Raw genomic sequence first — 21549 nt, 5'->3', positions numbered from 1 at the left:
TTACGCCTCCTTCTTGGTCGAAGCAACAGGGCTGGCAGCCACGGACGCAGCGCCCGCAGCACCGCCCGCAGCACCGCCCGCAGTATCGAAGCGAGCGACATCCGCAGCGCTCGCGCGACCGGTCACGATGTCAAACGCCAGCTCCTCTGCCTGCGCATACGTCTTGCCGACGGCCTCGGCGGCGGCGACAATCGCCAGCACACGCTCGTACTCGGTCGGAATGACCTTCACGAAGTGCTTGCTCATCGTCTCAAAGCTGTAGAGCAGCTTGATGCCGCGCGGGCTCTGCGTCGCGTCCACGTGCTCTTGGATGAGCTCGCGAATCTGTGCCAGCTCGCCGGCCGTCGAGGCCTTAAGCTCAACGCTCTCGTGGTTCACGCGGGCATCGAGCGTGCCGTACTGGTCAAAGACATAGGCCACGCCGCCCGTCATACCGGCGGCGAAGTTCTGCCCGACCTCACCCAGGATAAGCGCCAGACCGCCCGTCATGTACTCGCAGCCATGGTTGCCGCAGCCCTCGACCACCACGGTGGCACCGGAGTTGCGTACGCCAAAGCGCTGGCCGGCCAGGCCGTTGATGAAGCCACGGCCGCTCGTGGCGCCAAAGAACGCAACGTTGCCCACGATGATGTTTTCGTCGAACTTATAGGTCGCATGCGGGTTGGGGCGCACCGACACCTCGCCGCCCGAAAGGCCTTTGCCAAAGTAGTCGTTGGCGTCGCCGCACACGTTGAGCGTAATGCCGCGCGGCAGGAAGGCGCCAAAGCTCTGACCGGCCGATCCATCGCAATCGATGGTGATGGAGCCGGCGGGCAGGCCCTCGGGATGTGCCTTGGTCACCGCGTTACCCAGGATGGTGCCCACGCAACGGTTGACGTTGGCGATATCGGCGCGGAAGCGAATCGGGCGCAAGTGGGCACGGGCATCGGCCGTATAGGGCACGAACAGCGTGGAGTCGAGCGTCTTGTCGAGCTCGCTGTCCGCGGCCATCTGCGGCAGGAAGTGACGACCGTCGGCACCCGGGATATGGGCACCGAACTCGCAGGTCGCGCTCGCCAGCACGGGCGACAGATCGAGCAGGTTGGCCTTACGGTTGCCCGGGACCTCAATCTGGCGCAAGCACTCGGGATGGCCGACCATCTCGTCGACGGTGCGGAAGCCCAGGCTCGCCATGACCTCGCGCAGTTGCCCGGCAACAAAGAGCATAAAGTGCTCGACGTGCTCGGGCTTGCCGCGGAAGCCGCGACGCAGGCGGCAGTTTTGCGTGGCGATGCCGGCGGGGCAGGTATCCTGCTGGCAGTCGCGCTGCATGAGGCAGCCCATCGAGATGAGCGGCATGGTCGCAAAGCCAAACTCCTCGGCGCCCAGCAGGCAGGCGACGGCAACATCGGTGCCGTCCATGAGCTTGCCGTCGGCCTCGAGCACCACGCGCGAGCGCAGGCCGTTTTGCAGCAGCGTCTGCTGGGCCTCGGCAAGGCCAAGCTCCAGCGGCAGACCGGCGTGCCAGATCGAATCGCGAGCAGCGGCACCCGAGCCGCCATTGTGGCCGCTGATCAAGATCTTGTCGGCAGCGCCCTTGGCCACACCGGTGGCGATGGTGCCGACGCCGGCCTCGCTGACCAGCTTGACCGACACGCGTGCGCCAGGGTTGGCGTTCTTAAGGTCAAAGATGAGCTCGGCCAGGTCTTCGATGGAGTAGATGTCGTGATGCGGCGGAGGCGAGATCAGGCCGATGCCGGGCGTGGACTGACGGACCTCGGCAATCCAGGGGTAGACCTTCTTGCCGGGCAGGTGGCCACCCTCGCCGGGCTTGGCGCCCTGGGCCATCTTGATCTGAATCTCGAAGGCGCTGCACAGGTAGCGGCTCGTCACGCCAAAGCGCGCACTTGCCACCTGCTTGATCGCGGAGTTCTTGGAATCACCGTTAGCCAGCGGGGTCTCGCGACGCGGATCCTCACCGCCCTCGCCGGAGTTGGAACGGCCGTGCAGGCGGTTCATGGCGATGGCCATGCACTCGTGTGCTTCCTTGCTGATAGAGCCGTACGACATGGCGCCGGTGTTAAAGCGGCGGACGATGTTGAGCGCGGGCTCGACCTCGTCGAGCGAAACCGGCGTGCGGCCGCTGGCATCAAAGTCGAGCAAGTCGCGCAGGCGCACGGCACGGCCGGTACGGTGCAGACGGGCGCTGTACTCCTTAAAGGTGTCGAAGCTGTCCTCACGGCAGGCGGTCTGCAGCAAGTAGACAGTCTGAGGGTCGATCAGGTGATCCTCGCCGCCGATCGGGCGCCACTTGGTCAGGCCCAGCGTGGGCAGCTGATCGGGAGCCGGGCTCTTAAGGATGGCGAGCGCGGCGTCGTAGCGCTCGTTTTGCTCGCGCTCAACGTCCTCGACACCCATACCGCCCACACGGCTCACCGTGCCGGCAAAGTACGCGTTGACGAACTCCGGCGTAAAGCCCACGGCTTCGAAGATCTGCGCCGAATGGTAGCTCTGCACCGTGGAGATGCCCATCTTGGACATGATGGAGACGATGCCCGCCGTCGCGGCCTTGTTGTAGTTGGCGATGCCCTGCTCGGCCGTCACGTCCAGGTCGCCGTGTGCCGCCAGATCGCGGATGCACGCATGTGCGTTGTACGGATAGATGCCGCTCGCGGAGTAGCCCACCAGTGCCGCAAAGTCGTGCGGAGACACGGCGTCGCCGCTCTCCACCACGATGTCGGCAAAGGTACGCACGCCGGCGCGGATCAGGTGGTTATGCACGCAGCCCACAGCGAGCAGCGACGGCACGGGCACCTCGCCCGCAGCGGCACGATCGCTCAACACCACGATGTTCACGCCATCGCGGACCGCAGCCTCAACGTCCTCTGCAAGCTGCTTGAGCGCAGCCTGCAGCGCGCCCTCGCCGGCATCGCGGCGGTACACGGCACGGAAGCGGCGGGTCTTAAAGCCCACGCGGTCGATGGCGCAAATGCGGTCGAACTCCTCCTCGTTGAGCAGCGGACGCTCCAGGCGCACCAGCTGGCAGGCCGTACGGGAGTCCTCGAGCAGGTTGCCGTGGTTGCCCAGGTAGAGCGTGGTCGAAGTGACCATATGCTCGCGAAGGGCGTCGATGGGCGGGTTCGTGACCTGAGCGAACAGCTGATAGAAGTAGTCAAAGAACGAACGCGTCTTCTTGGACAGGCAGGCCAGCGGTGCGTCGATGCCCATCGAGGCGAGCGGGGCCTTGCCCTGCTGGGCCATGGGACGCACGACCTCGTCGACGTCATCCCAGTGGTAGCCGAGCTTGGCCATACGCACGGCGGCGGGCACCTCGGCGTCCTCGGCGGACGCGGGCGCGGCGGGCTCATCGAGCGCGTCGACGGTCAGCGTCTCCTCGGCAATCCAATCACGGTAGGGCTTTTCCTTGGCGTAACGGGCGCGCAGCTCGTCATTGTAGATGACGCGCCCGCGGGCAAAGTCGACCTCGAGCATCTGGCCCGGCCCCAGACAGCCGCTCGTCAGGATGTTCTCGGGGCTCACCTCGATGGTGCCCACCTCGCTTGCCAGCATAAAGCGACCGTCGCGCGTCACGTAGTAACGAGCGGGGCGCAGGCCGTTGCGATCGAGGGCGGCGCCCAGCGTGCGACCGTCGGTAAAGGCGATGGCCGCCGGGCCGTCCCACGGCTCCATGAGCATGGACTGGTAGGCGTCGTAGGCGCGGCGCTCCTCACTCAGGCTGTCGTTGTGGTCCCACGGCTCGGGCAGCAACATGGACGCGGCACGCGTGAGCGGGCGACCGTTCATGACCAAAAACTCAAGCACGTTGTCCAAAATCGCCGAGTCGGAACCCTCGCGGTTGATGATGGGCATCACGCGCTCAAGATCGTGCTGTAACACGGGGCTGTACAGGTTGGGTTCGCGGGCGCGAATCCAGTTGACGTTGCCCTTAAGGGTGTTGATCTCGCCGTTGTGGATGATAAAGCGGTTGGGATGCGCGCGCTCCCAGCTGGGCGTGGTGTTGGTGGAGTAGCGCGAGTGGACGAGCGCCACCGCCGTCTTGACGGCGGCGTCGTTGAGGTCGATGAAGAAGCGGCGCATCTGTGTGGCGACCAGCATGCCCTTGTACACGATGGTGCGCGAGCTCATGGAGCACACATAGAAGATCTTGTCGCGCAGGGCAAACTCGGCGTCGGCCTTCTTTTCGATGGTGCGGCGGCACACGTACAGGCGACGCTCGAAGGCATCGCCGGCGGGCGTGTCGTCGGGGCGGCCCAGGAAGGCCTGCAGGATGGTGGGCATGCAGGCACGCGCCGTCTCGCCCAAGTCGTGCGGGTCAACCGGCACCTCGCGCCAAAAGAGCAGCGGCACGCCGGCCTCGGCGCAGCCCTCCTCAAACACGCGGCGGGCATCCTCTACGCCTTTGTCGTCCTGCGGGAAGAACAGCATGGCCACGCCATAGTCGCCCTCTGCCGGCAGAATCTGGCCGCACTTTTGAGCCTCTTTACGGAAAAAGTGATGCGGAACCTGGAACAGGATGCCGGCGCCGTCGCCGGTGTTCTTTTCGAGTCCCGTGCCGCCGCGGTGCTCCAAGTTGACCAGAATGGACAGTGCGTCGTCCAGAATCTGGTGATGGCGCTCACCGTTGATATCGGCAAGCGCGCCGATGCCACATGCATCATGGTCGAATTCGGGGCGATAAAGGCCCTGCTGCTGAGCGGAATCTGCCTGCATCGCGATCCTCCCCTAGATATTTAGACAGTCAGTTGACTAGGCATACTAGGAGCATCGCCGGCCCGCTGTGTTTCCCGCCCGTTTCGAAACAATCGCGTAACGCACACCGACCATCAACGTCTTGCTATCAAACATGTACGTCAGCCCCCAAACATGTCGAAATTTGACATCTTTGGAGGCTGACGTACACGTTTTAGTGCAGGGACAGCCGGCACATATGCATCTGGCCCCTTTGAATCATTCTGGAAACAAGGGCCATGCGGACTTTTGCATGATGGGGCTCGACACAGCAGGCCTCAAGGGCGGCAACAAGACGCCCAAGTTCGGCCTGTAAGCTCACCGCTTCAAACATCTCAATCTGTAACAGGAAGAGCGGATTTTGGCGCCTAGATGTTACAGATTGAGATTTTCTGCGGAGCGGTTTTGGTTTGTCTCGATCTGTAACACGAAGGGCCGGTTTTGGCGGCCAGCTGTTACAGATCGAGACATTTCGGCAGCCCCCCTTCACCATCCCATTCAAATAGAACAATTTTGTTAGGCTTGGTTAACTTTTAAGCTTAAAACGGGTATCCTTTGCGGCGTCAAGCAAACGGCACGCACACCGTGCCAGATCAAGGAGGCCCCTATGGCGCACCGAGCAGACCGACAGACAATGCAACTTGTCCTTATCCGTCACGGAGAATCCGAGTGGAACAAACTCAACCTGTTCACCGGCTGGACCGATGTCGAGCTCACCGACACGGGCCGCGAAGAAGCCGCAGCAGGCGGTCGCGCCCTCAAAGAAGCCGGTTTCGACTTTGACGTCTGCTACACCTCGCGTCTCAAGCGCGCAATTCACACCCTCGATATCGTGCTCGGCCAAATGGATCGCGAGTGGCTGCCCGTCATCAAATCCTGGAAGCTCAACGAGCGCCACTACGGTGCGTTGCAGGGTCTCAACAAGGCCGATGCCGCCGCGGAGCACGGCGACGAACAGGTGCTCATCTGGCGCCGCTCCTTCGATATCTGCCCGCCGGCACTCGAGCCGGACGACGCGCGCGACCCCCACACCCAGGAGCAATACCGCGACATCGCGCCCGATCAGCTACCCTATACCGAGTGCCTCAAGGACACGATCGCCCGCGCCTGGCCCTATTTCGAAGACGAGATTCGCCCCCAGATGCTCGCCGGCAAGCGCGTACTCATCGCCGCGCACGGCAACTCCCTGCGCTCACTCGTCATGAAGCTCGAGCACCTCATGCCCGAGGAGATCCTCAAGGTCAACATCCCCACCGGCGTGCCGCTCGTCTACACCTTCGACACCGATTTCAACGTCCTCGACAAGCGCTACATCGGCGACCCGGCGACCATCGCCGCCAAGATCGACGCCGTGGCCAATCAGGGCAAAGCACACAAGTAGCCCCAACCCAAAACCGACGCGTGGCGCCGCACGGCCCAGATGCGACGTCACGCCGCCCATACACAGGAGCGCACCATGCTCAACCATCTCAAACAACACTTTGGTTCCCGGCGCACCGGCGGTCACGGAGGCCTAGACATTGCGCGGCATATCGGCCCCGGGCTGCTCGTGACCGTCGGCTTTATCGACCCGGGCAACTGGGCCTCCAATATGGCCGCGGGCTCGCAGTTTGGCTACGCGCTGCTGTGGATCGTCACGCTGTCCACGATTATGCTCATTGTGCTGCAGCACAACGCGGCGCACCTGGGTATCGCCACGGGCGCCTGCCTTGCCGAGGCCACGACACGTTACCTCCCCCGCTTCGTTGGACGCACGGTACTCGCCAGTGCCTATCTCGCGACCGTCGTCACCGCCATGGCCGAAGTCCTGGGTGGCGCGATTGCCCTTCAAATGCTCTTTGGGCTGCCCGTGCGCGCGGGCTGCGTCATCGTGGCGGCAGTATCGATGGCGATGCTCATGACGAGCTCCTACAAGCGCGCCGAACGCTGGATCATCGCCTTCGTGGGTGTGGTGGGACTCTCGTTTTTAGCAGAGCTCGCGCTGGTCAAAGTCGACTGGCCGCAAGCAACCGCAAGCTGGATCACGCCTAGTATGCCCACTGGCTCTGCCGCGATTATCGTGAGTGTCCTGGGTGCGGTCGTTATGCCACACAACCTTTTTCTGCACTCCGAGGTCATCCAATCCATGCACTTCGAAGGCCAAGGCGAGCAAGTTATCGAAGAACGTCTGCACTACGAGCTCTTCGACACGCTCTTTTCGATGGGCGTGGGCTGGGCAATCAACTCGGCCATGGTCATCCTGGCCGCAACGACCTTCTTTGCGCACGGCATGGTCGTAGACGACCTCGCCGTCGCAGCGGCCACGCTCTCCCCCATCTTGGGCCCGGCGAGCTCGACCATCTTTGCCGTGGCGCTGCTGTTCGCGGGACTATCGAGCAGCGTGACAGCGGGCATGGCGGCGGGGACCATCACTGCGGGCATGTTCGACGAGGAATACGATATCCACGACCGACATTCCTCGATCGGGGTGGCGGCCTGTTTCGTCGGCGCAGTGACGGCGTGCCTGGTCGTCCCAAATCCTTTTGAAGGTCTCATCTGGAGTCAGGCACTGCTGTCGCTTCAGCTACCGATTACGGTCTTTGTGCTCATACGGCTCACCAGTTCACCCCGCGTCATGGGCAAATACGCCAATTCGCGTCCACTCAACGCGCTGCTCGTAGGGATCGGTGCCATCGTGACGATTCTCGATGTCGTGTTGTTGACAGGGATGTAATGGGGCGGGGCACCTACTCAGGCAAACGTCTCGATCTGTAACATCTAGACCCGCTTTCGATGTCTAGATGTTACAGATTGAGATCTTCTGCCGGACGGTTTTGGTTTGTCTCGATATGTAACAAGTGGGCCCAATTTCCACCGTTAGACGTTACAGATTAAGACAAAAGGTCGGCCGGACTCACAACAGACAGGATCGGCCAACAGCAACCGTGATCCCTTAGGGGCGGAGGAAAAGGGCCCCGGCCGAGAATTCGACCGGGGCCCTTGGACAGAGCTATGTGTTGCCGTGAGCCGCGTGCCGACGAGCTACTCCTCGACGAGCTCAAACTGATCGGGACCGACGCCGCACACCGGGCACACATAATCCTCGGGCAGCTCGGGCGTATCGACCTCAACCTCGTAACCGCAAACGACGCACACGAACTTATACGTCTTCTTCTCCTCAGCCATGATGTTCTCCTCTCAAACGCGACTGGTGATGTACTTCATTTATCAGTATAGATTCTCAATAATATAATGCAAGTATTTTTAAAACATTTCTAGCCTTGATACGAGGACGCCTTCGGAGGCGTCTTGCCCTTCAGGACCTTATGGTAGTAATCGTAGGTGAGCGGCGTCTCGTCACTCAAGCGCTCGGCATCCTCGACCTCGCCGATAAACAGTAGATGCGTGCCAACATCCACAGTGTCGATCAAATGGCAGCTAAACAGGGCCGCCGCGTGCTCGGGCACATAGGGCATGCCCAGAGCCGTCTCGCGGGTCTCGTATTTGGCAAACTTGTCATAATCGCTGCTGGTGCGGAACCCAAAGTTACCGATGTAGAGCATATCGGCGGTCTGATCGATCACGGTCAGCGCGAACGCTTTGGCCGAAGCGATGACGCCCGAGGTGACGTTGTCCTTGTTCACGGCAACCGAAATGCGCGGCGGCATGGACGTCACCTGCACCGCAGTGTTGATGACGCAGCCGGCGCGCAGCCCGTCTGCCGCGGCGCTCACCACGTACAGACCGCTCGGCATGGTAAAGAACGCTGTTTTGTCCATAACGATCACTCCCCTAACCCGGGTTGGAACCTCATGGATGTATGTACCCACAAAAAGGCGGCACCCATAACGGACGCCGCCTTTGAAACATATGTGTCAGAACAGTAAGAAAGATGAGACACCCGCAGCTGCGGTGAAATAGGGACTGAATAGCCCCTCAAACAGGCAAACCAGTCCGTATTCCACCGCAACTTATGAAGGACGGTCAGCGGTTGCGTTCCTTGAGGGCGCGGTCGATCTCGCGTTGGACATCACGCTTGGCCATGTCCTCGCGCTTGTCGTAGAGCTTCTTGCCGCGACCCAGGCCCAGCAGCAGTTTTACGCGACCGTCGGTATTAAAGTAGAGCTCCAACGGAACCAGCGCATAACCACGGTTGCGAAGTTTGCCGTCAAGAAAGTCGATCTCCTTGCGATGCAGCAGCAGACGGCGCCGACGGTCGGGATCGCGATTCCACACGCCACCATGGCTATAAGGGTGGATATGCAGGCCGACGAGCCAGCACTCCCCGCCACGAATCAGTGCAAAGGTATCGGTAATCTGGCAGGCGCGCTCGCGAATCGACTTGACCTCGGTACCGCTCAGCTCAATACCGCACTCAAACGTCTCATCGATAAAGTACTCGTGATGTGCCGAGCGATTCTTGGAAATGAGCTTGCGCTCGCGCTTACTGGGCATCGCCGGCCTCCTTGGCGCCATCGGCGTTTGAGCCCGCAGCCTCGCGCTTTGCCCTGCGCTCGGCGTTAAGCTCGGCATCGCTCTCGCGCACCAGTTTGATAATCGCCGCGCAGGCCTCCTCGCCCACCAAATCGCGAGCACGCACCGTCAGGCGCGTAGCCTCCTGCTTGTCGCCGTCGCTTGCAGCATCGGTCGCACACATGATCAGGCAGATGGCAATCTCGGCCGAAGGCGAGGTCGGCACGCCCTGCAGGGCGAGCTCACCCATCACATGGTCGTCACTCTCGTCCGCGGCATCCGGATAGGTGGTATGGATCTTGTTGAGCAGGCGCGTCGTATGCGCATCATTGGGCGCCAGGCGCAGCGCCAGACGCGCGCAGCCCACGGCAGCCGAAATGTTCTCGGTCTCGGGCTCCAAGAAGTACTGACCCAAATTGGTGTAGGCGCGTGCGGCGCACTTACCGTCGCTCGCGCGCTCCAGCACCGAGAACGAGAGCGATGCCCACTCCTGCTTGTCCTCGAGCGCGCGGAACAGCTCGGCCAAGTCCAAGCGATAGTTGCAGTTCATGGGATCCCAACGCACGGCCTGCATCAGGGCATTCCGAGCACTCACATAATCCTGCTGGCGAATGTAGGCAAACGCCATGTCGGAGTACAGGCGGTCAAAGGGAACCTCGACCTGCACCAGCTCGCGCGGATCCTTCTCCACGCGGCGATAGGCCAGGCGCTCAAACTTGCTGTCGAAGCTAAAGTACTGGCGCTTCTCCTCCGTCTTGCACTCAGCGTCGATATACTCCTCGGCGAGCTCCACCAGACGCTCAAGCAGCGGCGTCGCCGTAGCCAGGTCGCCCTGCGCCAGATAGTTCTCGGCATACGTGATGTCTTCCAAGCTGATAGGCAGGTCCATGACAACTCCTCGGTCCGGGCGGCAGACTCAACGCGCGCCTTAAATATCGGTCAATACACAAAACCCGGGTCTCTTACGAGGCCCGGGCGTTCAATTTTGGTAGCCCGTACCAGATTCGAACTGGTGATCTCCGCCTTGAGAGGGCGGCGTCCTAAACCGCTAGACGAACGGGCCATATGTAGCAAATGCAATGGCTGGGATGGAGGGAGTCGAACCCCCATTGACGGAACCAGAATCCGCTGTCCTGCCATTAGACGACATCCCAATGACTGCATCGCTGCGCTCGGCTGTGCCTTTGCGCAAGAAAGAAATATACGGGAAGTCCCGCCGTGACGCAAGCCCTAATTTTGACTTTTTTGAAATTCAGTCAAATACGGCCGACACGTGAAGGACCTGTGAAGCACCAGCGACACGTACGGCGCCAAAGCCCGTAAAACATCCCACATCTACCGCTGGTAGATTACAACAATGCAGCACTCACGGCTGATGGCACAATCAAACCGTCATCATTACACGGATATCGAGGCGCCATGGACGAAGAGCTTGATTACCTATGGGAGACCCTGGGCCTCGAGATCACTGCTGACCTTTGGCCCGAACGGGACAAAATCCATCCCACTCTGCGCCCCGCCATCACGGTGATGCAGGCAAACTACCGCCGTGCATCCTTTTTGATCATGCGGATGTCATGGCACGCGGGACTCCCCGACCTTAAGCGAATCCAGGCAAGCCTCGTCGAGCTGTCCGGTATGCCGACTGTCATATCCGAGGCGCACCTGGAGCAGCGACAGCGCGAGCGACTGCAACAGCAGCGGATTCCCTTTATCTGCCCCGGCGTTCAGGCATATCTGCCCTTTATGGACGAGGAGTACTGGAGCGGCAAGCCCAACAAGCACGTAAAGGTCTACGATCCGCACGAATGGGCACAGCTGGAGGACTGACTGGGGCAAGCCTGCCGGCGGAAAGTGCGTCCCAGATTTCAAGCTCAAACTGGTCCCCACTTTCCCATCGAGCCCTCAACCGGAAACCGTATCCCGTAATCGAAGCTCAAAACGGGTCGCGCTTTCCGCAGCCGCTACAGCAACGCCTCGACCCAAGCCGATTCCCTAAAGCCGGGAATCGCAAAGTCGTCGCCCACCAACAGCGGACGCTTGACCAGCATGCCGTCGGTCGCCAGCAGCTCGTAGCACTCCCGATCCGTCATGCCCGCATCTAGACGCGCCTTCAGGCCCAGCTCTCGATATTTCATGCCCGACGAATTAAAGAAGCGCCGCACCGGCAGCCCCGAACGAGCAATCCAGGTCGCAAGCTCATCAGCCGTGGGATTGTCCAAAACGATATCGCGGTCGATATACTCTACCCCGTGTTCGTCCAGCCATGCCTTGGCCTTCTTGCAGGTCGAGCACTTGGGATATTCAACAAACAGTACGGTCATGGGAATCCTCCGAATATAGATCGGCCAACGCAGGCACACGCCACACGAGGCGCCTTCGTATGATGGGCCAATTGTAGCCCACGGGTCACACGCTAAACGAACCGTACCCCGAATCCGCGTTTGATGAACGGCAGCAGCTCCATTGCCTCGGGCGTGACATGGCCCGCAACGTTCATGCGCTCGTCACCGGGAAGATCGACCCGTGCAATCTCAAGCTCGCCTTCGTAGCGCCCATAGCCGCTATTACTCACAGCGATCGACCCCGCCTTTCGCGGCAGGCCGGCTCCGGCATCCGTCGGCACGGAATCCGGCTTAAGCGTCGTGCGCGACTCCTGAGACCTAAAGATGAGGACGCTCGAATCGGGCCGGTCGTGATGAATCTGCCCACGTACATAGGCATAACCGGACTCAAGCTCGCATTGCAGGTCCACGTATCCGGCGGAAACTTGAGCAAACTGCGCCCAGCCCGCATCGGAAAGATCGGGGTCGCCGACCAACACAATGTCGCAATCGGCGCCATGTGCGAGCTCAAGCATGTTGAGGGCAACCTTTGACGCGCGACCGCGATGTGCCTCGACCGTCGGAAGTCCCTCGAATACCGGCCCGCGAACGTTGGCATCACCCGGCACAAAAGCCATGATTTCGAATCCAAGCGCCGCAAGACGAAGATTCGTCCGAGCAATGTCCTCCAGAGCTAAACCGGTATAAGGCTTAGGGTAAAAATTGTGGCAGGCGGCAAAACGAGTCACATCGGCACCGGCCTCACGCCACGATGCGATTTCATCAGAACTCACCGTCGATGCATTGACCACAATGCGAAATACACCGGACAGTTCCGCAACCCGCTGGGCGCTAAAGCCATAGTCCAAACGAAGGTATTCCAGCCCCAGGTCACGCAGATCCTCGATGCGCTCAAGCCCGAGCAAATCGCATGTGCGCGGCCCCACGTCGGCAATGAGCGCAATGCCGCGGGCGGAAAGCAGCGACAGCACCTGGCGGACCTTATCGGCATACGCCGCTCCCCCGTCCTCGGGAATATGCAGTGAGGTAAACGCATAGCGCGCACCCGCCGCGGCACCACGCTCAATCGTCCGCTCAATATCCTGCAGAGGGCTGGAAAGATAAATCGAAATACCCGTTTTCACGCTTCAACGCTCCTTTAAAAAAGGCCGGCGGAGCAGTTAGCCCCGCCGGCACAACCATAGCATCAAGAAATCTGCCGCGCGCCGCGAGCCCTGAGCAACACGGCTCGCGATATCAAACTATTCGCCAAAGAACTCGTTGATCTTCTGCTCGTCGACGCCAAAGAACCACGTCAGGACAAAGCCAGCGGCATAGGCAAGCAGCATAGCGGCAACGTAGCCGAGCTGCTGACCAGGAACGACGATCAGCAGGCCAAACAGACCGGAAACGCCCTGAGAAACCGTGCCGATGTGAAGCAGCGCCGCGAGCGCGCCGCCAAATCCGGCACCCAGGCAGGCCGTCACAAACGGACGAACGAGCGGCAGCGTAACGGCATACATCAGAGGCTCGCCCACACCCAGGATTCCAACGGGAATGGACTCTGCAACGTACTTCTTGAGCTTGGCGTTCTTGGTCTTAAAGTACAGCGCCAAACCGGCACCGACCTGGCCGCCGCCAGCCATCATAAGGATGGGAAGCAGGTAATTGATACCCTTGGTAGCGCCGTCGGGATCGTTGAGCATAGCGTGGATCGGCGTGAGCGCCTGATGCAGGCCGACGGAAACCAGCGGCAAGAAGCCTGCCGACAGGATATAGCCGCCCAGGACGCCCAGCTTCTCGAAAATAAAGGTCAAAACGCTAAAGATGGCAGTCGTCAGCCATGCGCCAACCGGCTGGATGACGAGCATCAGAGCAAAGGCACCGATGATGAGCACCAGCAGCGGGGACAAAAACGTGTCGAGTGCGTTGGGCATAACCTTGCGAATCTGACGCTCCATCCAGGCAAAAAATGCGCCAGCGATAAGAGCCGCGATCATGCCGCCCGCTGCGGGGTTGTACTGCGCATTGGTGAGCGGCAGCAGAATGGCAGTGGCAGGATCAGCCGCGCCAGGCGCAAGCAGGGGCATGGCACTGTTGGCGATACACATCATGCCGGCGATGCCGCCCAGCGCAGCGGAGCCGCCAAACTCACGTGCCGCGTTATAGCCCACCAAGATGGGCAGATAGGCAAACAGGGCCCAGCCCATGGAACGAATGCCCTGGTACCACCACTCGCCTGCAAGCGCGCCTGCCGTCGAGACGTTAATGACGTTGCAGATACCGTTGATGAGGCCAGCCGCAATGATGCCGGGAAGCAGGGCGACGAAGACATTGGAAATCTTCTTGAGGAAGGCCTGAACCGGCTTGGACTCGTACTTTGCCTTCTGCGCGGCCTTGTTTGTGGCCGCAGCGTCAACCACGCTCTCGTCGGCAACGCCTTTCGCAAGGCCAGTGAGCTTGGAGAACTCCTCGAGCACCTTATTCACCTTGCCCGGCCCCAGCACGATCTGCATCGTGTCGTCCTCGACCAAGCCCATCACGCCGTCGAGTGCCTTAATACCCTCCGTGTCGACGCTGCCCGTGTCTTTGACGGTCACGCGCAGGCGCGTCATGCACGCCGCGTTTGCGAGCACGTTGTCTTTACCGCCCAAAAGGTCCAGCAGCTTTTGAGCCAGCTCTTTGTTCGTCATAACTCCTCCTTGTATTGGGTATCTCGTTTGGATGTCATATCAGCTCACGCCGCGCACCTATTGGGCATCGGCATTGCTCTTCTCATGGCCACTCACCGCAGCACGGACATGGCCTCGCGCTCGCTCAAGAGCTACCGCAGCCTGCTCGACATCGCAGTCCAGCAGTACCGAGACAATAGCGGTTTTTACGTGGCCGCCGGCATCTGCAAGCGCCTGAATAGCGCGCTCGCGCGTGCAGCCGGTCGCCTCCATCACGATGTTCTGGCCGCGCACCACCAACTTCTCGTTCGTCTGCTGCACATCGACCATCAGGTTTTGGTATACCTTGCCGATCTTGACCATGGCACCGGTCGAAATCATGTTGAGAATGAGCTTTTGAACCGTTCCCGCCTTGAGCCTCGTTGAGCCGGTCAGCACCTCGGGACCGGGCACGGGTTCAATGGCAAGATCTGCGCTCTCCCCGATCTTCGACCCTTGGTTGCAGGCAATTGCAATGGTCTTGCACCCAGTTGCCCTGGCGTTCACAAGGCCGCCCACCACATAGGGAGTACGGCCGCTTGCCGCCAGGCCAACGACAAGATCCTTGTCCGAGAGTCCACGCTCCCGCAGGTCGCTCGCGCCAAGCTCCTCGCTGTCTTCGGCACCTTCGACAGCCTTGATAAACGCCGTCTCGCCTCCGGCAATGAGCCCGACAATCAGATCGGGTGACACGCCAAACGTGGGCGGACACTCCGAAGCGTCGAGTACGCCCAGACGACCGCTGGTGCCTGCGCCCATGTAAAAGACGCGTCCGCCGCGCTCGAGTGCCTCAGCAGCCCAGTCGATTGCTGTGGCAACCTGGGGCAACACCTTCGTGACCGACTGGACGGCACGAAGATCCTCATCATTCATCGTCGTGACGATTTGCAGCGATGTCATCGTATCGAGGTCCATTGAACTTTGATTACGCTGTTCGGTCGTGAATTTTGTTAAATCGAGCATTTCATTCACCTCATCTTTCCTGTTTCTCGATGTAGTTTTGCTTAATGACATGCGTCGCCCGTTCGTAGTCGCTGGCAACGTAAGCAGCGTACAGGGCATCGACAACCATAAGCTGGGCCATACGCGAAGCCATGGCACCGCTGCGGACCAAGGGTTCACTCGCGGCGACGCCGAGCACGGCATCGGCCACGGTGGCAAGCTTGGATGATCCACCTACTTTGGTAACGGCCACAACGGGACAGTTGTGACGTTGAGCCTCGGCGGTGCAGTCCAGCACCTCTTGCGTCAAGCCCGAGTAGCTAAAGGCGATTGCCATATCGCCCTCATGCATGTTCTTGGCACACAAGAGCTGATCATGCCAGTCGTCGTACAGATGGCACTCCTTGTCGACACGCATGAGCTTTTGCGCCAGATCGTGCGCGACCAAACGAGAGGCACCGATACCGAACAGATTGACCGCACGTGCCCGCTTAAGATAGGCCGCACATCGCTCCAAGACGGTGTAATCGAGCGTTCGCGCCGTCGCTTCGATCGTGCGCACGTTGCTTTTCATCACCTTCCCCACGATACGTTCGACGCTGTCATCCATGGAGATGTCCTCGAGGGCAACGTCTTTCTTGTCACCCAAGAGCGCCAGCTCGGCAATCAGTTCGCGCTGGAACTCCTTGTAGCCCGCAAAACCCAAGCGCTTGCAAAAGCGCAAAATGCTCGAGGGCGAGGAGAACGTGGCATCGGCAAGACCGCGGACGGACAGCCCGACCACCTCGTGCGGATGAGCGCTTACATATGCGATGACATTGCGTTCCGCCGGGCTCGCGCTGAGCTCACGCTCGCGAAGCCGCAAAAGCAATCCGTTTGCCATCTCAAACACCTCCGTTGAGAAGAATTAAAGACCAACGAATGATTCGTACCGGATACAAACAGCTTTTACGGTACATTGTGCCGCATCGTGGCGCACAAAGGGCGAGCGTTCTACCGCTCGCCCCTCAAATCCGACCGCTCGGAAATACGCGCGACACAAAATAATTCAACAAGGTCGCATTATCGGTAACAGGGCTGTTACCGATACCGCCTCGCGTGGGCGCCAATCGGACGTGCCGCAAACCCCTACCCCGCCTCGCGCATCCAGCGATCGAACGTCCCCACGCACACGCCCAGGCACTTTGCTGCCTGGCTGCGGGTAATATCGCCCGCCTCATAGCTATCCCGTACCAGATCAAACTGAGGAGGGCACGGCTTGCGAGGTCGACCGAAACGGACCCCTCGCGCCCGCGCCGCTGCAATTCCCTCCGCTTGGCGCCGATGGATATTCTCGCGCTCCACCTGCGCCACGTAGCTCAGCAGTTGCAGCACAATATCGGCAATCAGGGCATTAGTCACATCCGGCGTGCCGCTTGCCCTGGCGCGCGTGTCAAGCAATGGCATGTCCAACACCACAATGGCAACCCCGAGCTCCTTGGTAATGCGACGCCATTCCTCAAGAATCTCGGAGTAATTACGACCAAGTCGGTCGATAGAAAGCACCACCAGCACGTCCCCGTCTCCCAGGACGTGCAGCAGCTCGCGATAGCGCGGTCGATCGAAGTCCTTGCCGCTCGCATGGTCGGCATAAATATTCGCCGAGCCCACGCCATAGGCGCCCAGCGCATCCAGCTGCCGATTAAGATTCTGATCGCGCGAACTCACCCGCGCATAACCATACACCGTCGCCATCTCATCCCCGCTTTCTTGTAAACCTGCCAAAAAGGGACAGGTTTATTTTGGTAGGTTTTACCTCTCAAATAGCAGGTAAGCGGGCGGCCGAGCAGACGGCAAGGTAGCCATGATCCAAATGCGGAGGGCGGCCCCGAAAGACCGCCCTCCGCTCTCCCGCCATGAGTCGAGATTTGGCTAATGGATAAGCTTAAAGTCCAAGTGCCCACGCGTGGTATTGACGCGCGAGACCTCGATAATCACGCGCTGGCCCAGTTCATAGCGAGTCCCCGTGTCGGCGCCCGTCAGCGTAAGCGCATCCTCGTCGAACTCGAACCACTCGTTGCCCAGGCTCTTGATCGAAACCAAGCCTTCGACCTGCGTCAGGTCCAAGCGCACAAAGAGGCCCATGCTGCTAACCCACGAGACGGTTCCGGCATAGCGCTCGCCCAGACGGTCCTCATAGTACTGGGCAATCTTGATCTTTTGCGTCGCATGGCTAGCGGCATCTGCCGCGCGCTCGGCATCGCTGCATGCGCGGCAGATCTGCGGCAGAATGCGCGGCAGCGACTCGCGCCCCTTGCCGATCAGCCGCGGCGTACGGACCAGGGCGTCCTTGCCGCCGAGCTGCTCATAGGCCAACTGCAGTTTGAGCACGCGGTGCACCACCAGATCGGGGTAGCGACGGATGGGACTCGTAAAGTGACAGTAGCACGGCGCGGCGAGCGCAAAGTGGCCCTCGTTGCGCGGCTTGTACAGTGCGCGCTGCATGCTGCGCAGAAGCAGCGTGTTGACGAGCGGTGCGTTGGCCGTACCGGCGGCAGCATCAACTGCAGCCTGTAGCTCATCGGGACTCCCCAGGGCGATACCGGCAGCACGGCGATCGTCGATGATGCCTAGCTGCGCCAGCGCAACGGCGGCACCGTGCAGGCTATCGGGGCTCGGATCCTCATGCACGCGATAGCAGGCCTCGATATCACGGTCTGCCAGCCACTCTGCAACGCACTCGTTGGCGAGTAGCATGGCTTCCTCGATAAGCGACGTGGCACACGAACGCTCGCGCGCCACAATCTGCACGGGCACTCCGTCCTCATCCAATAGAGCGCGAATCTCGGCCGTGTCAAAATCGACTGAGCCGCGGGCACGACGAATACGACGGCGAAGTTCGGCGAGTTCGTTGGCGGCGACAAGGAAATCGCCGAGGTCGACGTTATAGCCGCGAGCAGTTTCCTCGCACGCAAGACCGCGCTCAAGCGCCTCCTCGCGCGAGGCCTCAGCAGCCGCAACATCCTCAGCGGCGCCTTCCAGCACCGAATACTCAACAGCGTCGGCACGCACCAGCAGCGCCTCGGCGCCGTCATAGTCCATACGCACACGCGAGCGAATCACGCTGGGGTACGGATCGTAATGCCGCACGCGACCCTGCGCATCGAGCTCAATGTCAACGGTAAACGCAAGACGGTCCTCGTCAGGGCGAAGCGAGCATAGGTCACAGGACAGGCGTTCGGGCAGCATGGGAAGCACGCGATCGGCCAGATACACCGATGTCGTACGATGGCGAGCCTCAAGATCGATATGCCCGCCCCAAGCCACATAGTGAGAAACGTCAGCGATATGCACACCCAGCTTATAGCCACCCTCGGGCGTGCGCTCAAGCGAAATGGCATCGTCAAAGTCGCGCGCGTCGACCGGGTCGATCGTGATGACAAAGCGGTCGCGCAGATCGCGGCGGAGCGGGTCCTTAAGCGCCGCGGACACATCGAGCGAAAGCCCCTCGGCCTCGTCCAGCGCGGCCTCGGGATAGCTATCGGTATAGCCGTAACGCGCCATCACGTATTGAACGCCCAAATCGGGCGCGTCATCTCCGCCAATGCGGCGTTCGATCGTCACGGTGCCCGATTCCAGGCGCGTCGGGTAGGTCAAAATGCGCGCGACAACGGCATCACCCGGGTGGACGCTCAGACGATCCGCCGAGGTATCCTCGGGCAGAATGAAGAAGTCGGCCTTCAGGCGCGAATCGAGCGGCTCGATCACACCGAGCGGACCAGCGGTCTGGTACGTACCCACCACGCTTATGGCTGCGCGCTCAACCACGCCTTCGATCACGGCGCGCCGCTCACCGTGCGGGCTATTCTTAATGCTCACGGCAACGGTATCGCCATCCATGATCTCGCGCTTACCGCGGCCCATAACCTTGTAGTCGCCGCTCTCGGTTATGACATAGGCGCCATGCTCATGGAGCTGCACGCGCCCGGTCAGGCTCGGACGGCGTTCGCTGCGCACCGGCCCACGCTTATTGCGAGCACCGCGCTTATGCTTGTTATTGCGCCCCATGGCGCCTCCTTGCTATCGATGACGAACTCCAAAGAGTCTACCCAAATGATTCGCTTTCCTGCCGTCCCCTAGAGATCAAAAAACGGGCCGCCCCATAAGAGACGACCCGTTGGAAGGGATGAATTCCAGGCATGCCTACACGCGCAGGTAGCGGCGCATGGCTATGGCAGAACCAAAGAGACCGATAATCACACCGACCAGAATCAGCGCAGCATAGGTCACCAGGTAGTACTGCATCGGCAGGGCAAACGACATCCAGCCGATGCTCTCCTGCAAACGCGGAATCATCAGATTGCGCAGCAGCTCCAGAACGCCGATGGAAAGCAGCGAGCCCAAAATGGCCTGCAGTACTCCCTCGGTGATAAACGGGCCGCGAATGAAGCCGTTGCTGGCGCCGACCAGACGCATAATCGCAATCTCACGACGACGCGCCGTGATGGACAGGCGAATCGTATTGTTGATGAAGATGAATGCGATAAAGGTCAAAAGGCCAACGAGCACCACGGCGGCGATGCGGATGTAGTTGGTCACCTGGAACAGGCGGCTCACTTCCTCTTGGCCGTACAGCACGCTCGCGTTGACGTCGCCGTCATCCGCGATCTTCTGGAAGTCGGCGTTCTTCTTGAGCTTCTGGGCCGTGCTCTCGACCTTGGACGGATCGTCCATCTCAATTGCAAACGAAGCCGGCAGCGGGTTCTGGCCATCGAGCGCGCTCATGGTGGCGTCGGCGTTGCCCGACATCTTGCTCGTATACTCGGCCAGCGCGTCGTCCTTGTCCTTATAGGTCACGGACTTGACGTTATTCCACGTCTTAAGCTCGGCCTCAAAAGCCTGAACATCGGCCTGATCGGCGTCATCGCTAATGAACGCGTTGATGACAACCTGATCCTCGACGGTGCCGATCACGGAGTTCAGCATCGCGGAGCCCATGATGAACAGGCCGATGATAAACAGCGAAAGGAAGATCGTGATGACGGCGCCGAGCGAGGTAGTCCAGTTACGGAAGAAGTGACTGATTGCCTCTTTGAAGGAGTAGCCCACGTTAGTTGGTGCCATAGTTGCCGTAACCTCCCCTCTCCTGGTCGCGGATAACGTGGCCGCCCTCGAGGGCGATCACGCGACGGTGCATGCTATCGACCATCTCGCGGTCGTGCGTGGCGACGATCACGGTGGTGCCGGTGCGGTTAATACGCTCGAGCAGCTTCATGATGCCCAGCGAGATCGCCGGGTCGAGGTTGCCCGTGGGCTCGTCGCAGATCAGCAGCGGCGGACGGTTGACCATAGCGCGGGCGACGGCGACGCGCTGCTGCTCGCCACCGGAAAGCTGGTCGGGCAGCGAATCCATCTGATCGGCCAGACCGACCAGACGCAGCACCTCCGGCACCTGGCTGCGAATGACGCCCTTGGGCTTGCCGATGCACTGCAGGGCAAACGCCACGTTTTCGTAGGCGGTCTTTTGCGGCAGAAGCTTAAAGTCCTGGAACACGGCACCAATCTGACGACGCAGGAATGGGACCTTGCGGTTCTTGATCTTCATGAGGTCCTGGCCGGCGACCAAAATACGACCGCTTGTGGGCTTGACGTCGCGGTTGAGCGTCGACAGCAGCGTGGTCTTGCCCGAGCCGGAGTGACCGACCAAAAAGACGAACTCGCCCGGATAGATCTCGATGTTAATGTCGTCGAGTGCAGGCTTGTTGGGCTGTGCCGGATAGATCTTGGTGACATGCTCCATAAGGATGACGGGCTCGACACCGGCCTGCTTGGCCATCTTCTTGCGGCTGGCCTGCGGATCGATGGGCGCAAACACCGACGTAAAATCGGGGTTGTTGAGCGCGTTATCGAGGCTTGCGACCTCGGCTGCCTGATCGCTCTCGACCACCGGGGCAGCAGGCTGCGTGGGATCGGGAATAGCGGCAAAGAGGCCGGACTGCGCAGGCTGAGGAGCCGGTGTCGCAGGAGCCATGGGGTCGGGAATGCCGGCCATGCTAGGCTGCGGCGCGGCGGCGCCAGCCTGAGGCTGCTCCACGCGAGCGGTCACAGCCTGAACGGGCTCAAAACCCGCCGTGCCGGAAAGCGCGACATCGCTGGTGGGATTGTAGGCAAAGGGATCGGATGCCGGCTGTGCCTGATCTGCCGGCTGAGCGGGAGCCTGAGCAACAGGCTGGCCCTCTGAATCCGGAGTGGCGAAACGACTGCCCTGGACGCCTGTCTGCGTCTTGGGGGCATCATCGCCCGCACCGGAGGTACGGAAGTGGTTACCCACTGGTGCTCCTTATCGTCGTGCGTTTAAACTACATGAGCGCTTTATATTTTAGCAGCATTAGCTTTGCTGCACATAAGAAGCA

The 21549-nt window shown here is 60.6% G+C and carries 17 protein-coding genes and 2 tRNA genes; 3 read left to right on the top strand and 16 right to left on the bottom strand.

Going from position 1 to position 21549, the window contains the following annotated elements:
- A complete protein-coding gene (gene gltB, locus DW913_RS02390) occupies nt 1-4710 on the bottom strand; it encodes a glutamate synthase large subunit (protein ID WP_117797455.1) in 4710 nt (1569 codons plus the stop codon).
- A gap of 652 nt (nt 4711-5362) precedes the next feature.
- Here gltB and gpmA point away from each other — a divergent pair.
- On the top strand, nt 5363-6109 hold the full coding sequence (gene gpmA / locus DW913_RS02385) for a 2,3-diphosphoglycerate-dependent phosphoglycerate mutase (RefSeq protein ID WP_187364961.1): 747 nt from the start codon (nt 5363-5365) through the stop codon (nt 6107-6109).
- A 75-nt stretch (nt 6110-6184) separates the two neighbouring features.
- Entirely contained in the window at nt 6185-7441 is a 1257-nt protein-coding gene (locus tag DW913_RS02380) for an Nramp family divalent metal transporter (RefSeq protein WP_117764961.1), read from the top strand.
- Nucleotides 7442-7749: 308 nt separating this feature from the next.
- Here DW913_RS02380 and DW913_RS02375 read toward each other — a convergent pair whose 3' ends face one another.
- The 6 genes from DW913_RS02375 to DW913_RS02350 form a co-directional block, all read right to left on the bottom strand.
- Nucleotides 7750-7893: a rubredoxin-like domain-containing protein gene (locus DW913_RS02375; protein WP_055251878.1), complete on the bottom strand. Its 144-nt coding sequence runs from the start codon at nt 7891-7893 to the stop codon at nt 7750-7752.
- Between the two features lie 89 nt (nt 7894-7982).
- On the bottom strand, nt 7983-8486 hold the full coding sequence (locus DW913_RS02370; protein ID WP_055251877.1) for a flavin reductase family protein: 504 nt from the start codon (nt 8484-8486) through the stop codon (nt 7983-7985).
- Between the two features lie 205 nt (nt 8487-8691).
- Nucleotides 8692-9162, bottom strand: coding sequence for an SsrA-binding protein SmpB (smpB, locus tag DW913_RS02365; RefSeq protein ID WP_006235325.1), 471 nt, complete (start codon nt 9160-9162; stop codon nt 8692-8694).
- Nucleotides 9152-10069 (bottom strand): hypothetical protein, encoded by a 918-nt coding sequence (locus tag DW913_RS02360; protein ID WP_117564212.1) that lies wholly within the window; start codon nt 10067-10069, stop codon nt 9152-9154. Before DW913_RS02360 ends, smpB begins: the two co-directional genes overlap by 11 nt.
- 97 nt (nt 10070-10166) lie before the next feature.
- A tRNA-Glu gene (locus tag DW913_RS02355) sits at nt 10167-10243 on the bottom strand.
- 17 nt (nt 10244-10260) lie between these two features.
- Nucleotides 10261-10334: transfer RNA gene (locus DW913_RS02350), tRNA-Gln, on the bottom strand.
- A gap of 265 nt (nt 10335-10599) precedes the next feature.
- Here DW913_RS02350 and DW913_RS02345 point away from each other — a divergent pair.
- Nucleotides 10600-11010, top strand: a complete 411-nt coding sequence (locus DW913_RS02345) for a hypothetical protein (RefSeq protein WP_117763185.1) — start codon at nt 10600-10602, stop codon at nt 11008-11010.
- 134 nt (nt 11011-11144) lie between these two features.
- Here DW913_RS02345 and DW913_RS02340 read toward each other — a convergent pair whose 3' ends face one another.
- The 9 genes from DW913_RS02340 to ftsE all read right to left on the bottom strand — a co-directional run bounded on the left by DW913_RS02340 (nt 11145) and on the right by ftsE (nt 21467).
- The gene (locus tag DW913_RS02340; RefSeq protein ID WP_117564210.1) at nt 11145-11504 is read right to left on the bottom strand and encodes an arsenate reductase family protein; all 360 of its coding nucleotides are present in this window, start codon (nt 11502-11504) and stop codon (nt 11145-11147) included.
- A gap of 92 nt (nt 11505-11596) precedes the next feature.
- Nucleotides 11597-12649 carry a MupG family TIM beta-alpha barrel fold protein gene (locus tag DW913_RS02335; protein ID WP_117797454.1) on the bottom strand — a complete coding sequence of 351 codons (1053 nt, stop codon included), beginning with the start codon at nt 12647-12649 and terminating at the stop codon, nt 11597-11599.
- A 117-nt stretch (nt 12650-12766) separates the two neighbouring features.
- Nucleotides 12767-14197 carry a PTS transporter subunit EIIC gene (locus DW913_RS02330; RefSeq protein WP_117634809.1) on the bottom strand — a complete coding sequence of 477 codons (1431 nt, stop codon included), beginning with the start codon at nt 14195-14197 and terminating at the stop codon, nt 12767-12769.
- A 57-nt stretch (nt 14198-14254) separates the two neighbouring features.
- Nucleotides 14255-15178, bottom strand: a complete 924-nt coding sequence (gene murQ, locus DW913_RS02325; RefSeq protein ID WP_117635081.1) for an N-acetylmuramic acid 6-phosphate etherase — start codon at nt 15176-15178, stop codon at nt 14255-14257.
- A 10-nt stretch (nt 15179-15188) separates the two neighbouring features.
- Nucleotides 15189-16040 (bottom strand): MurR/RpiR family transcriptional regulator, encoded by an 852-nt coding sequence (locus DW913_RS02320; RefSeq protein WP_117797453.1) that lies wholly within the window; start codon nt 16038-16040, stop codon nt 15189-15191.
- A 245-nt stretch (nt 16041-16285) separates the two neighbouring features.
- Nucleotides 16286-16891: a recombinase family protein gene (locus DW913_RS02315; RefSeq protein ID WP_117638065.1), complete on the bottom strand. Its 606-nt coding sequence runs from the start codon at nt 16889-16891 to the stop codon at nt 16286-16288.
- 177 nt (nt 16892-17068) lie between these two features.
- Nucleotides 17069-19204: a ribonuclease R family protein gene (locus DW913_RS02310; RefSeq protein ID WP_117797452.1), complete on the bottom strand. Its 2136-nt coding sequence runs from the start codon at nt 19202-19204 to the stop codon at nt 17069-17071.
- Nucleotides 19205-19339: 135 nt separating this feature from the next.
- Nucleotides 19340-20260, bottom strand: a complete 921-nt coding sequence (ftsX, locus tag DW913_RS02305) for a permease-like cell division protein FtsX (RefSeq protein WP_089572231.1) — start codon at nt 20258-20260, stop codon at nt 19340-19342.
- On the bottom strand, nt 20247-21467 hold the full coding sequence (ftsE, locus tag DW913_RS02300; RefSeq protein WP_117797451.1) for a cell division ATP-binding protein FtsE: 1221 nt from the start codon (nt 21465-21467) through the stop codon (nt 20247-20249). The genes ftsX and ftsE overlap by 14 nt, the downstream gene beginning before the upstream one ends.
- Between the last annotated feature and the right edge of the window lie 82 nt (nt 21468-21549).

It is taken from the genome of Collinsella sp. AM42-18AC (genome assembly GCF_003467965.1).
GTDB lineage: Bacteria > Actinomycetota > Coriobacteriia > Coriobacteriales > Coriobacteriaceae > Collinsella.
The sequence above is the reverse complement of the archived record's forward strand: the minus strand, read 5'-3'. Positions and strand labels throughout refer to the sequence as shown.

Excerpts from the sequence above, each read along its gene's own strand:
- gltB (WP_117797455.1), bottom strand. The coding sequence starts at position 4,710 with ATGCAGGCAGATTCCGCTCAGCAGCAGGGCCTTTATCGCCCCGAATTC.
- gpmA (WP_187364961.1), top strand. The coding sequence starts at position 5,363 with ATGCAACTTGTCCTTATCCGTCACGGAGAATCCGAGTGGAACAAACTC.
- DW913_RS02380 (WP_117764961.1), top strand. The coding sequence starts at position 6,185 with ATGCTCAACCATCTCAAACAACACTTTGGTTCCCGGCGCACCGGCGGT.
- DW913_RS02375 (WP_055251878.1), bottom strand. The coding sequence starts at position 7,893 with ATGGCTGAGGAGAAGAAGACGTATAAGTTCGTGTGCGTCGTTTGCGGT.
- DW913_RS02370 (WP_055251877.1), bottom strand. The coding sequence starts at position 8,486 with ATGGACAAAACAGCGTTCTTTACCATGCCGAGCGGTCTGTACGTGGTG.
- smpB (WP_006235325.1), bottom strand. The coding sequence starts at position 9,162 with ATGCCCAGTAAGCGCGAGCGCAAGCTCATTTCCAAGAATCGCTCGGCA.
- DW913_RS02360 (WP_117564212.1), bottom strand. The coding sequence starts at position 10,069 with ATGGACCTGCCTATCAGCTTGGAAGACATCACGTATGCCGAGAACTAT.
- DW913_RS02345 (WP_117763185.1), top strand. The coding sequence starts at position 10,600 with ATGGACGAAGAGCTTGATTACCTATGGGAGACCCTGGGCCTCGAGATC.
- DW913_RS02340 (WP_117564210.1), bottom strand. The coding sequence starts at position 11,504 with ATGACCGTACTGTTTGTTGAATATCCCAAGTGCTCGACCTGCAAGAAG.
- DW913_RS02330 (WP_117634809.1), bottom strand. The coding sequence starts at position 14,197 with ATGACGAACAAAGAGCTGGCTCAAAAGCTGCTGGACCTTTTGGGCGGT.
- murQ (WP_117635081.1), bottom strand. The coding sequence starts at position 15,178 with ATGCTCGATTTAACAAAATTCACGACCGAACAGCGTAATCAAAGTTCA.
- DW913_RS02320 (WP_117797453.1), bottom strand. The coding sequence starts at position 16,040 with ATGGCAAACGGATTGCTTTTGCGGCTTCGCGAGCGTGAGCTCAGCGCG.
- DW913_RS02315 (WP_117638065.1), bottom strand. The coding sequence starts at position 16,891 with ATGGCGACGGTGTATGGTTATGCGCGGGTGAGTTCGCGCGATCAGAAT.
- DW913_RS02310 (WP_117797452.1), bottom strand. The coding sequence starts at position 19,204 with ATGGGGCGCAATAACAAGCATAAGCGCGGTGCTCGCAATAAGCGTGGG.
- ftsX (WP_089572231.1), bottom strand. The coding sequence starts at position 20,260 with ATGGCACCAACTAACGTGGGCTACTCCTTCAAAGAGGCAATCAGTCAC.